The sequence below is a fragment of the Allobosea sp. 117 genome, from assembly GCF_000702305.1.
Lineage (GTDB): Bacteria > Pseudomonadota > Alphaproteobacteria > Rhizobiales > Xanthobacteraceae > Ancylobacter.
Genome location: NZ_JNLC01000012.1, coordinates 312902 through 325741, shown reverse-complemented (window position 1 = coordinate 325741; position 12840 = coordinate 312902). Strand labels below are relative to the sequence as shown.

The 12840-nt window shown below is 68.4% G+C and carries 16 protein-coding genes and 1 riboswitch; of the genes, 10 read left to right on the top strand and 6 right to left on the bottom strand.

Annotation, left to right across the window (positions count from 1 at the left end; all coding sequences use genetic code 11):
- Window positions 1-15: 15 nt before the first annotated feature.
- A complete protein-coding gene (locus tag U742_RS0110765; RefSeq protein WP_051661064.1) occupies window positions 16-918 on the bottom strand; it encodes an SDR family NAD(P)-dependent oxidoreductase in 903 nt (300 codons plus the stop codon).
- A gap of 360 nt (window positions 919-1278) precedes the next feature.
- On the opposite strand from U742_RS0110765, the gene U742_RS0110760 reads away from it, so the two are divergent.
- On the top strand, window positions 1279-2523 hold the full coding sequence (locus tag U742_RS0110760) for a multidrug effflux MFS transporter (protein WP_248310330.1): 1245 nt from the start codon (window positions 1279-1281) through the stop codon (window positions 2521-2523).
- 136 nt (window positions 2524-2659) lie between these two features.
- The gene (locus U742_RS0110755; protein ID WP_029352837.1) at window positions 2660-3067 is read left to right on the top strand and encodes a DUF1236 domain-containing protein; all 408 of its coding nucleotides are present in this window, start codon (window positions 2660-2662) and stop codon (window positions 3065-3067) included.
- 62 nt (window positions 3068-3129) lie between these two features.
- On the opposite strand, the gene U742_RS0110750 is transcribed toward U742_RS0110755, so the two are convergent.
- Window positions 3130-3651 (bottom strand): NUDIX hydrolase, encoded by a 522-nt coding sequence (locus tag U742_RS0110750; RefSeq protein WP_197028237.1) that lies wholly within the window; start codon window positions 3649-3651, stop codon window positions 3130-3132.
- Window positions 3652-3732: 81 nt separating this feature from the next.
- On the opposite strand from U742_RS0110750, the gene U742_RS0110745 reads away from it, so the two are divergent.
- Window positions 3733-4131: an MAPEG family protein gene (locus tag U742_RS0110745; RefSeq protein WP_029352832.1), complete on the top strand. Its 399-nt coding sequence runs from the start codon at window positions 3733-3735 to the stop codon at window positions 4129-4131.
- Window positions 4132-4146: 15 nt separating this feature from the next.
- Window positions 4147-4713: an RBBP9/YdeN family alpha/beta hydrolase gene (locus tag U742_RS0110740; RefSeq protein ID WP_029352830.1), complete on the top strand. Its 567-nt coding sequence runs from the start codon at window positions 4147-4149 to the stop codon at window positions 4711-4713.
- Window positions 4714-4733: 20 nt separating this feature from the next.
- On the opposite strand, the gene U742_RS22505 is transcribed toward U742_RS0110740, so the two are convergent.
- The 3 genes from U742_RS22505 to U742_RS0110725 form a co-directional block, all read right to left on the bottom strand.
- Complete coding sequence (locus U742_RS22505) at window positions 4734-5366, bottom strand: lysozyme inhibitor LprI family protein (RefSeq protein ID WP_197028236.1); 633 nt, start codon at window positions 5364-5366, stop codon at window positions 4734-4736.
- 21 nt (window positions 5367-5387) lie between these two features.
- Window positions 5388-5600 (bottom strand): hypothetical protein, encoded by a 213-nt coding sequence (locus U742_RS0110730; RefSeq protein ID WP_029352827.1) that lies wholly within the window; start codon window positions 5598-5600, stop codon window positions 5388-5390.
- 80 nt (window positions 5601-5680) lie between these two features.
- Window positions 5681-6421, bottom strand: coding sequence for a phosphatase PAP2 family protein (locus tag U742_RS0110725; protein ID WP_081852941.1), 741 nt, complete (start codon window positions 6419-6421; stop codon window positions 5681-5683).
- 235 nt (window positions 6422-6656) lie between these two features.
- On the opposite strand from U742_RS0110725, the gene U742_RS0110715 reads away from it, so the two are divergent.
- The 6 genes from U742_RS0110715 (at window position 6657) to U742_RS0110690 (ending at window position 12105) form a co-directional block, all read left to right on the top strand.
- Window positions 6657-6854: a DUF3008 family protein gene (locus tag U742_RS0110715; protein WP_029352822.1), complete on the top strand. Its 198-nt coding sequence runs from the start codon at window positions 6657-6659 to the stop codon at window positions 6852-6854.
- 115 nt (window positions 6855-6969) lie between these two features.
- On the top strand, window positions 6970-9222 hold the full coding sequence (locus tag U742_RS0110710) for a response regulator (RefSeq protein ID WP_029352821.1): 2253 nt from the start codon (window positions 6970-6972) through the stop codon (window positions 9220-9222).
- A gap of 82 nt (window positions 9223-9304) precedes the next feature.
- Window positions 9305-9436, top strand: a riboswitch (TPP riboswitch).
- Between the two features lie 53 nt (window positions 9437-9489).
- Complete coding sequence (locus tag U742_RS0110705; protein ID WP_029352819.1) at window positions 9490-10494, top strand: FAD-dependent oxidoreductase; 1005 nt, start codon at window positions 9490-9492, stop codon at window positions 10492-10494.
- Complete coding sequence (gene thiS / locus U742_RS0110700) at window positions 10472-10669, top strand: sulfur carrier protein ThiS (RefSeq protein ID WP_029352816.1); 198 nt, start codon at window positions 10472-10474, stop codon at window positions 10667-10669. Before U742_RS0110705 ends, thiS begins: the two co-directional genes overlap by 23 nt.
- 11 nt (window positions 10670-10680) lie before the next feature.
- Entirely contained in the window at window positions 10681-11475 is a 795-nt protein-coding gene (locus U742_RS0110695) for a thiazole synthase (RefSeq protein WP_197028242.1), read from the top strand.
- A gap of 24 nt (window positions 11476-11499) precedes the next feature.
- Entirely contained in the window at window positions 11500-12105 is a 606-nt protein-coding gene (locus tag U742_RS0110690; protein ID WP_029352813.1) for a thiamine phosphate synthase, read from the top strand.
- A 43-nt stretch (window positions 12106-12148) separates the two neighbouring features.
- Here the strand turns inward: U742_RS0110690 and U742_RS0110685 are convergent, their stop codons facing one another.
- A complete protein-coding gene (locus tag U742_RS0110685; RefSeq protein WP_029352812.1) occupies window positions 12149-12685 on the bottom strand; it encodes a DUF2087 domain-containing protein in 537 nt (178 codons plus the stop codon).
- Window positions 12686-12840 lie beyond the last annotated feature (155 nt).

The following is a 12840-nucleotide window of genomic DNA, read 5'->3' as shown; positions in this document are numbered from 1 at the left end:
GCGCCGGCCCAGCCTTCAGTCGTCGTTGGAGGCGTTCAGCGTCTCCACCCGCATCCCGTCGGACGGCGGCGGGGCCTCGACGAAGGCGGCGAAACGGGCCGCGTAATCGGGATGCCAGCGCGAGAGGGCGGGCCGGTTCTCGACGATGTCGCCGGCGGCCCACAGGATGCGGCGCTGGTCGGTAGCCCGGTCCACCTCGTTGTCGGGACAGAGAATGTAGAAATCGCCGGCGGCGATGCCCTGCAGCATAAAGTCGGCCGTCTGCTCCGGCGTCCAGGCGGAAGCCGGCTTCTCGGTACGGCCGCGCGCGGCTAGCGGCGTGAAGACGAAGCCGGGGATCAGCAGATGCGCCGAGATGCGCCCGCTGGTGCTGCCCCGCAATTCATGGGCGAGCTGCTCGGTGAACACCTTCACGCCCGCCTTCGAGACGTTGTAGGCCGGATCGCCCGGCGGCGTGGTGATGCCCTGCTTCGAGCCGGTATTGATGACCAGCCCCGGCTCGCCGCTCGCCACCATGTCCGGCACGAAGAGCTGGGTGCCGTTGATGACGCCCCACAGATTGACGCCGAGCACCTTCGCCCAGTTCTCCGGCGGGCCGAACACGTTGCTGCCGGGCTGCACGCCGGCGTTGTTCATCAGCACATGCACGCGCCCGAACGCGGCGCGCACCGCCTCGCGCAGCTTCTCGACCTCCTCCACGCGGCTGACGTCGGTCGGGATGGCGCGCACGTCCACCGGGCTGCCCTCGGCCGCGGCGGCGACCGCATCGACCGCATCGCTCAGGGCGGCGCTGGGGATGTCGGCGATCACGACGTTCAGCCCGAGCCGGGCGAAGCGCTTGGCGGCGGCGAGGCCGATGCCGGAGGCGCCTCCGGTGACGACGGCGACATGGGACGGGCTAAGAGCGGGGTGGGGCATGGCGCAACTCCTCGGCGTCGGTCCGCAGACCTGCGGTCCGTCATGACAGGGCGGCTTGGCGCGGTTCCGGACAGACCGCTTGATCGGCCCGCAGAATATGCGCTCCTCCTCACCGGGTCTTCCAGAACTTCCGCTTTGCGGCCGCGCGCAAGCGGGGGGCGCGATCCGGCCGCGCATGCCGCAACGTCGCCCGGCGCGAAATCACAATCTTATGAGCATGCGCCGTATTTTTCTGCCGCCGGTGTGACCTGTGGTCGATAGGGGAACCGCGTTTTTTGAGGCATAAGGCGGGCGCGGGCCGCCATTGGCCGAGCGTCGTTTTCATTCCCTTCCGCCATTTTGCCTTTTCAGAAAGCCGTCATGTCCTCTCCTGCCGTCCCGGAAAATCCGCATCCGGGCATGGGGTTTCGCCAGTTCGTCGGCTACATCGCCGCCCTGATGGCGACCAATGCCATTGCCATCGATTCGATGCTGCCGGCGCTGCCGCAGATCGGTGCCGCGCTCGGCATCGAGGCCGGCAACCATGTGCAACTCGTCGTCACCGCCTATCTGCTCGGATTCGGTGCCGCGCAGATTCTCTACGGGACGATCGCCGACCGTTACGGCCGGCGCCCGGTGCTGATCTTCGGCCTCGGCCTCTACGCCGTCGCCTCGGTCGTCGCCGCCTTCGCGCCGAGCTTCGAGGTGATGATGGCGGCGCGCGCGACGCAGGGAATCGGCGCGGCGGCGACCCGCGTGCTGGCAATCTCGGTGGTGCGCGACTGCTATTCCGGGCGGCAGATGGCCCGGGTGATGTCGCTCGCCTTCATCGTCTTTCTCTCCGTGCCGATCCTCGCCCCCTCGATCGGACAGGCGATCCTGCTGGTCGCCGAGTGGCGGTGGATCTTCGGCATATTGACGGTGTTCGGGGCGGTGACGCTGGTCTGGACCGCCGTGCGCCTTCCCGAGACGCTGCATCCGGAGGACCGCACGCCGATCTCGTTCCAGGGGGTCAGCCACGCCGTATCGCTGTTCTTCCACAGCCGGCTGACCGTCGGCTATGCGCTGGCCATGACTGCGGTGATGGGCTGCCTGTTCGGCTTCATCAATTCCGCCCAGCAGGTGTTCGCTGACGCCTTCCACGCGGAGCATCTGTTCACCTCGGTGTTCGCCGGCATCGCGCTCTTCATGGCGCTTTCATCGCTCTTGAATGCGCGCATCGTCGGCAAGATCGGCATGCGCCGGGTCTCGCACGCGGCGCTGGTCGGCTTCATCGTGGTGACCGCCAGCCACGCGCTCATCGCGCTGGCGGGCTACGAGTCGATCTGGGTGTTCTCGATCCTGCAGGCCTCGATGATGTTCTTCTTCGGGCTGATGGTGTCGAACTTCAACGCCATGGCCATGGAGCCGGTCGGCCATATCGCGGGAACCGCGTCGTCGCTGCTCGGTTTTGTCACCACGGTTGGCGGCGCGCTGCTGGGCTTCGCGCTCGGGCAGCAGTTCGACGGCACCACGCTGCCTCTGGTATTCGGCTTCGCCACTCTTGGATTTACCGCTCTCGTCATCGTACTGGTGACCGAGAGGGGAAAGCTTTTTCAAACACAAGGCTCATCTACACCTCACTGATTCCACAATTCGGTCACGTATATGACGTTCGTGATCAAATAAATCAGTCTCGTTCATATCAGCTCTTCTTGGGAACGCTCCTCCGCCCCGTACGTTAAGGAGCGCACGGGGTATGGGGCCCGAGAGGAGACTTGATATGATCAGGAAAGCAATTCTCGCGACGGCCATCGTTCTTGCCCTGCCCGTCGCGGCCAGCGCCCAGCAGGGCGCCGGCGTCGCGGCCGGCGCCGCCACCGGCGCGGTCGGCGGTGCGATCGTAGGCGGCCCGGTCGGCGCGGTGGTCGGCGGCGTGACCGGCGCGTTTGTCGGCGGCATCGCGGAAGAGCGTCGCGCCGGCTTCCGCAGCTATGTCGTCGAGGAGCAGGTCCCGTCCTACGCCTATGAGCGCGACGTGGTGGTCGGCACCGAGTTGCCGACCACGGGCGTGCGCTATTACGAGGTGCCCGAGCGCTTCGGCGATACCCCGTATCGCTACACGGTCGTGAACAACCGCACCGTGCTGGTGGATCCGCGCACCCATCGCGTGGTGCAGATCATCGAGTGACCGCACGCTCCGGCCGGGCCTTTCGACATCGTCGAGGAGCCCGGCCGCCCGCGCATTGACGCTCAGCCCTGCGGCTCGGCCTCGCGCGGGGCCGCGTCTTCGCCTTTGGCGGATTTGCCGGGTTTTCCAACGGCGTCCGTCCGAGCGAAGTCCAGCATGAGATCGGCGAGGTCACTCTCGTCGATCAGCAGGGCCGCATCCTGCGGGGAAAGCCAGCGCTGGTCGCGCTCGTGGCGCTCCGGCCAGTCGTCGAGCTGGCGCGTCACCTTCAGCGGATAGACGCTGACCTTGATAAGGGTGAAATGGGTGTCCAGCCGCTTCCAGTAGCGGTACTCGCCGATGCGCTTGCGGCCGATCTCGCCGACCACGCCGGCTTCCTGGCGCGCCTCGATCTGCGCCGCCTTCCAGTCCTTGCGGCCCTTGATCGGCCAGCCCTTGGGCACGATGAAGCGCCGCGTCTCCCGCGAGCTCAGCACAAGGAACTCGATGCCCCCTTCCGCCGCGTCGCGGAACGGCAGGGCGGCGACCTGTCGCAGCGTCTGTCCGCTGTTGCGCTTCTTCTTCTTGAGCTTGGACTTAGCCATAACGGCAATCTAGATCATCGGCGCCGGATCGCGACGCCTATTGGTTGGTGGGAAATGAGCCATGCACAAGGGAAGAGCAACGTGACGACGGAACTCAGCCTGCTCGCCTGGGCACTCATGCTCGCGATCGTGCAGATATTGCTACCCGCCATGTTTCGCAACCGAGAGACAGGCATCGCCTACAACACCGGTCCGCGCGACGAGCCGGGGCCGCCGGAAGGACGCCTGACCGGACGCCTGCGGCGGGCGCAGGCGAACCTGATGGAAACCCTGCCGCTGTTCGCGGCCGCGGTGCTCGCCGCCCATCTCGCCGGCCGTCTCGGCGCGCTGACGCTGCTCGGCTGCTGGCTCTATCTTGCCGCCCGCATCGTCTATGTGCCGCTCTACGCCGCCGGCATCGCCTATCTGCGCTCGCTCGCCTGGCTTGTCTCGATGGCGGGGCTGGCGCTCATACTGGTCGCCCTGCTGCGGCCGCTGTGAACGGAGACACGCCCCATGGCCGTCGATCTCTCCTCCTTCGATTTCCTGGTGGTTCCGGGACGGGAGAACTCTCCGCCCGACCATTGGCAGTCGCACTGGCTCGGCGCCTTTCCCAATTCGACGCGCCTCATCCAGGCGAACTGGTCGCGCCCCGATGCGCAGGCCTGGATTGCCCGGCTCGGCGCTGCGGTCGAGAGCGCGCCGCGGCGTGTCGTGCTCGTCGGCCATTCGGTCGGGGTGGCGACCATCGTGCGCTGGAGCGCCGGCGCGCCGCCGGAGCTGACGCGCAAGGTCGCCGCCGCCTTTCTGGCCGCGCCGACCAATGTCGACGATCCCGATCCCTCCTTCGCGCTGGTGCGCAGCTTCGCGCCGATGCCGCTGCGCGCCCTGCCGTTCCCGGCGCTGGTGGCGGCGAGCCGCGACGACCCGCGCGTCACCTTCCAGCAGGCACGCCAGTTCGCGGATGTGTGGGGTGCCGACTTCGCCGATGTGGGCGAGCTCGGTCACATCGGCAGCGCCGCCCGCCTCGGCCTGTGGCCGGCGGGCCTTTTGCTGCTCGGCGGCCTGCTGGCCAAAATCTGAGCCGAGAGCCGGGAGCCCGATCAGCGATAGGTCGCGCAATAGGCCGGCGCGCCCTGGCCGATCATGCCGCAGCCGCGCTTGATCTCGTCGATGATCAGGCTACACGCGTTGTCCGCATTGCAGGGCGGGTGGGTGGCCGGCGAGACCTCGAGGCACTGCGCCACATATTGCTGCGCTTTGGCCGGTCCGGCCGTCTGCCGGCAGGAGGTGTTGCCGTCTGCAGCGATGGGCGTGCTGGGAGCGGTCGCGGCGCCGGAGCGCGGCAGGCAGGCCGGGTCGCCCGCCTTGCAGCCCGCCGCCGCCGCGAGTTGGTCGTTGCGCCGGCCGGTGAGCTCGGCAACGCAGAGCGTCTGCCGGAACGGGTCCGCCGGCACGCCCGCGCGGAACTGGCATTCCTTGTCGCGGAAGGCGATCCACGCGCGCTGCGCGTCGCGGAGCCGGCCCTGGTCGTCCGGGCCGAGCGCGCCCATCAGCGCCTTGTAGCTGGCGTTCAGCGCGGTGTCGGCGGCCTTCTGCTGGGTAGCGGCGCAGGACAGGCGATCGGCCGGTGTGGCGGCCGCCGCGCAGTCGGCGGCGCTGGCCGGGCCGGCGAAGACGAGCGTGAGCGCCACCAGCAGCAGGGCGACGCGCATCGGCATGGTGAAGACGGGCATGTGCAGCGGGATTCCGGCCATTCAGTGCGTGTCGGCCAGCATGGCCGCGATGGTGCGCGCGACGTCCTTCGTCACGCGGCGCTTGTATTTGCGGTGCACGAGCTGGCCGTTGTGGAAGATGTCCTGCTCGACATAGAGGTTCGTGCCGTCCCAGCGTAGGACGTTGTCGGACTCGGTGGTCTCGATGACGCCGATCTCGCGGATCAACAATCCTTCGCTCGTCTTGTTCGGCATAATGCCCTCCCTCGCGAGCCGCTCTGCGGCGGTTCCAGCGGCAGCCTAGCACGGAGAACGGGGCGTTTGACGATCCGCATTTAGGCCGATGGCGAGGCGGGCTCGGGTGTGTCGTCCTCGATTCGCCCGCGTCGCTGCAGCCAGAGCACGATGAGCCAGCACATCAGCGCCCAGGCGCTGCCGGCGCACCAGCCGGCCAGCACGTCGGTCGGCCAGTGGACGCCGAGATAGACGCGGCTGGCGCCGATCAGCAGCGTCAGCACCATGGCGACGCCGAGGATATACGCCTTGATGCGCCGCCGGCTCTGGGTGCGGGCGAGCAGTGCGCCGAGCGTCAGATAGGTCAGCGCCGACATCATGGCGTGGCCGCTCGGGAAGCTCATGGTCTGCACCTTGACGAGATGCGCGACGAGATCGGGGCGGGGGCGTTCGAAGCCGGACTTCAGGCCGAAGCTGAGCAGCGTGCCGCTGACGATGGATATGGCGACGAAGGCGGCCGCGCCGCGCTTGCCGTCGATCAGCAGGTAGCCGACGACGATCAGCGTCACCAGCGCGAGTATCGTCGTGTCGCCAAGCACCGTGATGTCGCGGATGACGACGTGAAGCCATGCCGGCCCGATCGGCTGGGCGAGATCGGCGGGATTGCGGAAGGCGAGCAGGAGGGCGGTGTCGAAGCTATGGGTCTCGCCTTCCGTCACCGCATCGGCGATCAGCGCGAAACCGAGCAGGGCACTCGCCGCGGCGAGCAGCGTGGCGAGCGTGCTGAATTCGGCGACGCTTCGCCACGGCAGCCAGTTCATCTTCACCGGCACGATCTCCATGTTCCCGGCCCTGCCGGCTCTCATCGGCGGGCAGGGCGATTTGGTAGCGGTGCTGGAACCAAAGTCCACCCGCCGGGTTTGAGCATCACACAACATGGAGAGTGTCATGCTGAAAGGTGGTTTGCTTTGGCTGCTGGGCATTCCTCTTCCGATCATCCTCGGTCTGTGGCTGCTCGGCTATCTCAATTGAGGGTGGTCGACTTCCCGACCTAGCGTTCGAAGGATGGAGGCATCGATGCCAGCCAAATCGAAGGCACAGCAGATGGCCGCGGGTGCGGCACTCGCGGCCAAGCGCGGCGAGACGAAGAAGTCCGAGCTCAAAGGCGCGTCGCGCTCGATGTACGACTCGATGAGCGAAAAGCAGCTCGACGAGTTCGCTTCGACCAAGCGCAAGGGCAAGCCCGAGCACGTCGGCGAAGGCAAGCGCCATTGATCCAGGCGGCAGCTATCGGTCCAGTGATGGACAGTCGCTCGACGCCGCTGCGTTGGGATGATTGAGACGTGCCTTGTATCGAGTTACGCACGGGGATGGGCGCAGGGCGACGCAGATGAGCTTCGAAAGCCAGGATGTCGTGCTGATCGCCCTTTCCATGGTCATCGCGATGTCGACGGCCTACACGGCCTTCGACCTCGCCGACCATGTCGCGCGAGCGCGCGGCGGCTCCCGCTGGGCATGGCTTTCCGCCGCCGCGGTGGTGATTGCGGGCGGCGCATGGTCCATGGTGTTCGCGGGCGCAGCGATTGCGGGCGCCGCGTTCGATCTGCCTCTCGCCATCGTCTCCTTCCTGGTCCTCCTCGTGGCCGCCGGTTTCGGCTTTTATCTCGCATGCCATGCGCAGGTGACCTTCGCCCGGCTGCTTGGCGGCGGTGTGCTGATCGGGCTCGGCGTCGTGGCCATGCAATATCTCGCCACGCTGGCGCTGTCGGGCGCGACGGGCGACATGGTGCGCGTCGCCATGGCGGCCGGGGCCGCGACGGCCGGCGCCATCGCGGGATTGTGGCTGGCCTTCGGTGATCATTCGTCCGGCGCGGCGCGTCCGGCGGCGGCGGTGGCGATGGGGCTCGGCATCGGCGCGTCCCATCTGCTCCTGCTCGACGGCAACGCGTTCGCGCTGTTTCGCGGAACGCCGCCGGAGGCGGGCGCCAACGCCCACCTCGCCATGGCGGTGATCGCTGCCGCATTCCTCACCTTGTGTGCGGCGGTGACGGCGGCGCTGCACGACATGCGGCTGGTCGCCATCGCCGCGCGCGAGGCGGCCGCGCTCAGCGCGAGCGAAGAGCGCTACCGCGTGCTCTACCGCACGACGCCGCTGCCTTTGCATTCGCTCGATTCGGAAGGGCGGATCCTTCAGGTCAGCGACCGCTGGCTGGGGCTTCTCGGCTATCAGCGCGACGAGGTGCTGGGCCGCCCCCTGACCGATTTCATGACGCCGGAATCGGCGCAGCGCCGTCAGGAAGAGCACTGGCCGATGCTGCGCTCGGTCGGTGAGGTCCGCGACGCCGAGTACCAGTTCATCACCAAGGACGGAGAGACGCTGCATTGCGTGCTCTCGGCAAATGCCGAGCGGGATGCCGAGGGACGCATCACCAAGACCTCGTGCGGCCTCGTCGACGTGACTGCGCGCCGGCGCGTCGAGGAAGCGCTGCGGCAGGCGCAGAAGCTCGAGGCGGTCGGTCAGCTCACCGGCGGCATCGCGCACGACTTCAACAATCTGCTCGCGGTGATCCTCGGCAATCTCGAACTCGCCCGCAAACGCGCGCCGGACGATCCGCGCCTGCTGCGGCTGATCGACAACACCATCCAGGGCGCGCAGCGCGGCGCTTCGCTCACGCAGCGCATGCTCGCCTTCGCGCGCCGGCAGGACCTCAAGCCAGAGCCGGTCGACGTGCCCGATCTCGTGCTGGGCATGGCGGAACTGCTGCGGCGCTCGATCGGTCCGACCGTGCGCATCGAGACGCGCTTCCCGCTCGGCCTGCCGCGTGCGCGGGTCGACGCCAACCAGCTCGAACTCGCTTTGCTCAACCTCGCGGTGAACGCGCGCGACGCGATGCCGAATGGCGGCACGATCGTCATCGGTGCCCGGGAGGAAGAGATTCAGGAAGCTTCCGATTCCGAAGGCGCCATGACGGTTGGGAAATATCTTTGCCTCAGCGTGGCCGACACCGGCGCGGGCATGGACGAGGAGACGCTCGCCCGCGCGACCGAGCCGTTCTTCACGACCAAGGGCGTCGGCAAGGGCACCGGCCTCGGCCTCGCCATGGTGCACGGACTTGCGGCGCAGTCCGGCGGCCGGCTGGTGCTGAAAAGCCGCGTGGGCGAAGGCACCGTCGCGGAAATCTACCTGCCGATCGCGGAGGGGACGGCGATGCCTGAGGATGCAAAGGCGACCGGCGAACCTGAAATCTCGGGCGGCGCACGCTCGATCCTCGTCGTCGACGACGACCCGCTCGTGCTGATGTCGACCGCCGCGATGCTGGAGGACCTCGGCTATGCGGTGACGGAGGCCTCCTCCGGCCATCAGGCACTGGACATACTCGACGGCGACGCCTCGATCGACGTCGTGCTCACCGATCAGGCCATGCCGGGCATGTCCGGCGTCCAGCTCGCCGCGACCATAAAGGTGCGCCGGCCGCATCTGCCGGTGATCCTCGGCACCGGCTATGCCGAGCTCCCCGAGGGGGCCGATCCGAGCCTGATGCGGCTCGGCAAGCCGTTCGACCGGGAGGCGCTGGAGCGGGCCATCGCCAAGGCCTGCCCGACGCGCGGCAACGTCGTGTCACTATCCTCGCGGCACGGCTGAGACAGCACCAGTCCCGCACCCCGTTGCCGGCACGGAATATTGTCGACGGAACCGTGACAGGGGCACGGCGAGGGATTATATCAGATGCGTCCGGGGGAGCCTCGTCAGGAGGCTGAGAGGCCATCGGCGCAAAACGACATCTCATTTTGCGGCATGGCGACCCTTAGAACCTGATCCAGTTTGGACTGGCGGAGGGAGGAGTTCGTGTCGTCTCCAACCATAGATAATGATACCGCAGCCGTCGCGCGCGACGGCGCCGCGAATGCGATGAACGTGACCATCGTCGGGGCCGGCGTCGCCGGGCTCACCTGCGCCCACGCCTTCGCCGAGCGCGGCGCCCGGGTGACCATCCTGGAGCGCAGGGCCGGCACCGGGCAGGGCTGCTCCTGGTATGCGGGCGGCATGCTGGCACCGTGGTGCGAGCGCGAGAGCGCCGAGCCGCTGGTTGCCGAGCTCGGCTTCGAATCGCTCGACTACTGGCGCCGCGAGGTGCCGGACGTTCCCAAGGAAGGCAGCCTGGTGCTGGCGCCGCCGCGCGACCTGCCGGATCTGCGGCGTTTCGCGCGACGCACCGAAGGCTTCGAATGGGTCGACGGCGCGAAGATCGCGGCGCTGGAGCCGGACCTCGAAGGCCGCTTCGACCAGGGGCTGTTCTTCCCGACGGAAGCGCATCTCGAACCGCGCAAGGCGCTTGCCGCGCTCACCGCCAAGCTGGTGAACGAGCACGACGTCACCATCCGCTACGAGACCGACGCGGACGGCGAGGTCGCCGGCCAGGCCGACATCGTGGTCGACTGCCGCGGCCTCGCGGCGCGCGACCAGCTCGCCGACCTGCGCGGCGTGAAGGGCGAGATGCTGGTGCTGTTCACCCGCGAGATCGCGCTCAAGCGTCCGGTGCGCATGCTGCATCCGCGCATCCCGGTCTATGTGGTGCCGCGCGGCGACGGGCATTTCATGATCGGCGCCACCTCGATCGAGAATGACGAGCGTGGACGGGTGACGGGGCGCTCCATGCTGGAACTGCTCTCGGCCGTCTATGCGCTGCACCCGGCCTTCGGCGAGGCGGAGGTGGTGGAGATCGGCGCCGATGTACGCCCGGCCTTCCCCGACAACCTGCCGCGCATCCGCAAGCGCGGCCGGACCATCTATGTGAACGGCTTCTACCGTCACGGTTTCCTGCTGGCCCCGGCGCTCGCCCGCCGCGCCGCCGCGGTGGCCTTCGACGGCGCGCATTTTCCGGAGGTCATGGATGAAGATCGTCGTGAATGGTGAGGCGGCGGACACCCGCGCCCACACCCTCGCCGAGCTTCTCGCCGAACTCGGCCTTGCCGACGCCCTCGTCGCCACCGCGCTGAACGGCGCCATGGTGCGCGCCCCGAGGCGCCCCGCGACCGCGATCGCCGACGGCGACCGCGTCGAGATCCTCGCACCCATGCAGGGAGGCTGAGAATGGATGCGATGAACGTGAAGCCGGACCGGGTGGAGTTCTACGGCTCCGCCGTGAGCTCGCGCCTGCTGCTCGGCACCGCGCAATACCCCTCGCCGGCGATCCTCTCCGAGGCGATCCGCGCCTCCGGGGCGGAGATCGTCACCGTCTCGCTGCGCCGCGAATCCGGGGCGAGCAAGGCGGGGCAGAGCTTCTGGTCGCTGATCCGCGAGCTCGGCGTGAAGGTGCTGCCCAACACCGCCGGCTGCAAGACGGTGAAGGAGGCGGTGACCACCGCCGAGATGGCGCGCGAGCTGTTCGGCACACCCTGGGTGAAGCTCGAGGTGATCGGCGAGGACGACACGCTGCAGCCGGACGTGTTCGGCCTCGTCGAGGCGGCGCGCATTCTCTCGCGCGACGGCTTCCAGGTGTTTCCCTACACCACCGAGGACCTCGTGGTGGCGGAGAAGCTGATCTCCGCCGGCTGCGAGGTGCTGATGCCGTGGGGCGCGCCCATCGGTTCCGGCCGCGGCCTCAACAACCCTTACGGCCTGCGCTCGCTGCGGGCGCATTTCCCCGGCATCCCACTCGTCGTCGATGCCGGCATCGGCCTGCCTTCGCATGCGGCGGCGGCGATGGAGATGGGCTATGACGCGGTGCTGCTGAACACGGCGGTAGCCAAGGCGGGAGACCCGGTGCGCATGGCGCGCGCCTTCGCGCAGGCCATCGAGGCCGGGCGCGAGGCGCTGCTGGCCGACCCGATGGAGACCCGCGACATGGCCGCGCCCTCGACCCCGGTGATGGGCCGCGCCATGCTCGGCGACTGACCCTGCGTGCCAGAAGGCGGAAGCATGCTGCTCGATCCGTTCTATCTCATCGTCGACCGTGCCTCGTGGCTGCCGCGCCTGCTGCCGCAAGGCGTGAAGCTGGTGCAGCTCCGTGCCAAGGACATGGAGCCGCCGATGCTGCGCGACGAAATCCGCCGCGCCCGCGAGGCCTGCGCGCGCTACGGCGCGCAGCTCGTGGTCAACGACTATTGGCAGCTCGCCATCGAGGAAGGCTGCGATTTCGTGCATCTCGGCCAGGAAGACCTTGCCGACGCCGACATTCCGGCGATCCGCGCGGCCGGCATCAAGCTCGGCATCAGCACCCATGACGAGGCTGAGCTCGAATCCGCGCTGCTGGCCAAGCCCGACTATGTGGCGCTGGGGCCGATCTACCCGACCATATTGAAGGCGATGCGCTTCGCGCCGCAGGGGCTGGAGCGCATCCGGCTGTGGAAGGACCGGGTCGGCGCGCTGCCGCTGGTCGCCATTGGCGGCTTCACCATCGAGCGCGCTGTCGGCGCCTTCGAGGCCGGCGCCGACAGCGTCGCGGTGGTGACCGACGTGCTGCTCAACGCCGACCCCGAGCAGCGCGCCCGTGAATGGGTGGTGGCGACGCGCGAGACGGTGTGACATCCCGCCGGGCGGCACCGGCGGAATGATCGCCTTCGCGTTGCTACGCGGCCGCGCGCGTCAGCGCCAGCATCGCGCCGAGTTCGGCCGGCGGCGGCTGCTCGACGCGGCTGTATTCGCGGCCGTCCGGCGTGCGGCGAAGCAGGCCGAGATCGACCATCTCCCGCCGCAGCAGCGCGTAATCGCCGAAATGGTGCCAGCCGTTCAGCAGCTCGTTCACCTGCCGCTCGGCGAAGACCTCGCCGGCCGGGATGCGCGACCAGAGCACCCAGAGGCAGAGAAGCTGCTGGTTCCGTTTCTTCGGCCATCGCGTGAGCCCGCCGCCCGCATCGAACAGCCGCGCCGCCTTGGCGGCGCGGGCATGGTCGGGCGCGGGCGCTGGCGCCGGGGCTTCCGGCGGCTGGCGGGCGGCGTGGTCGGCACGGAAATGCTGGAAGTTCCGGAAGCCGGCGGCGCGGGCCAGCAGGTTCAGGAGCTGGACATGGCCGGGCGGGCCTTCCAGCTTCCCGAGGCCGTCGCGCAGCGAGCGGGCCAAAGCGGAAATGTCCGCCACTTCATAGGCGAGATGGGATCGGGGCATGACTCATCCTCGTCGTGCGCGATCGGTGAGGAGTGTCGTGGTCGCCGGCTTGCGACTGCGCACGAGGACAAGTGCGTGTCGAAACGAAGATGCAGGTTTAGCTCCCCTTTCGGGGCGGCGACGCCTCGGTGAACTGCAGACCGTGCCGCCTCTCT

Bases quoted from the DNA above. Each gene is read 5' to 3' on its own strand.
- U742_RS0110765 (WP_051661064.1), bottom strand. From the start codon at position 918: ATGCCCCACCCCGCTCTTAGCCCGTCCCATGTCGCCGTCGTCACCGGA.
- U742_RS0110760 (WP_248310330.1), top strand. From the start codon at position 1,279: ATGTCCTCTCCTGCCGTCCCGGAAAATCCGCATCCGGGCATGGGGTTT.
- U742_RS0110755 (WP_029352837.1), top strand. From the start codon at position 2,660: ATGATCAGGAAAGCAATTCTCGCGACGGCCATCGTTCTTGCCCTGCCC.
- U742_RS0110750 (WP_197028237.1), bottom strand. From the start codon at position 3,651: ATGGCTAAGTCCAAGCTCAAGAAGAAGAAGCGCAACAGCGGACAGACG.
- U742_RS0110740 (WP_029352830.1), top strand. From the start codon at position 4,147: ATGGCCGTCGATCTCTCCTCCTTCGATTTCCTGGTGGTTCCGGGACGG.
- U742_RS22505 (WP_197028236.1), bottom strand. From the start codon at position 5,366: ATGCCCGTCTTCACCATGCCGATGCGCGTCGCCCTGCTGCTGGTGGCG.
- U742_RS0110730 (WP_029352827.1), bottom strand. From the start codon at position 5,600: ATGCCGAACAAGACGAGCGAAGGATTGTTGATCCGCGAGATCGGCGTC.
- U742_RS0110725 (WP_081852941.1), bottom strand. From the start codon at position 6,421: ATGGAGATCGTGCCGGTGAAGATGAACTGGCTGCCGTGGCGAAGCGTC.
- U742_RS0110715 (WP_029352822.1), top strand. From the start codon at position 6,657: ATGCCAGCCAAATCGAAGGCACAGCAGATGGCCGCGGGTGCGGCACTC.
- U742_RS0110710 (WP_029352821.1), top strand. From the start codon at position 6,970: ATGAGCTTCGAAAGCCAGGATGTCGTGCTGATCGCCCTTTCCATGGTC.
- U742_RS0110705 (WP_029352819.1), top strand. From the start codon at position 9,490: ATGAACGTGACCATCGTCGGGGCCGGCGTCGCCGGGCTCACCTGCGCC.
- thiS (WP_029352816.1), top strand. From the start codon at position 10,472: ATGAAGATCGTCGTGAATGGTGAGGCGGCGGACACCCGCGCCCACACC.
- U742_RS0110695 (WP_197028242.1), top strand. From the start codon at position 10,681: ATGAACGTGAAGCCGGACCGGGTGGAGTTCTACGGCTCCGCCGTGAGC.
- U742_RS0110690 (WP_029352813.1), top strand. From the start codon at position 11,500: ATGCTGCTCGATCCGTTCTATCTCATCGTCGACCGTGCCTCGTGGCTG.
- U742_RS0110685 (WP_029352812.1), bottom strand. From the start codon at position 12,685: ATGCCCCGATCCCATCTCGCCTATGAAGTGGCGGACATTTCCGCTTTG.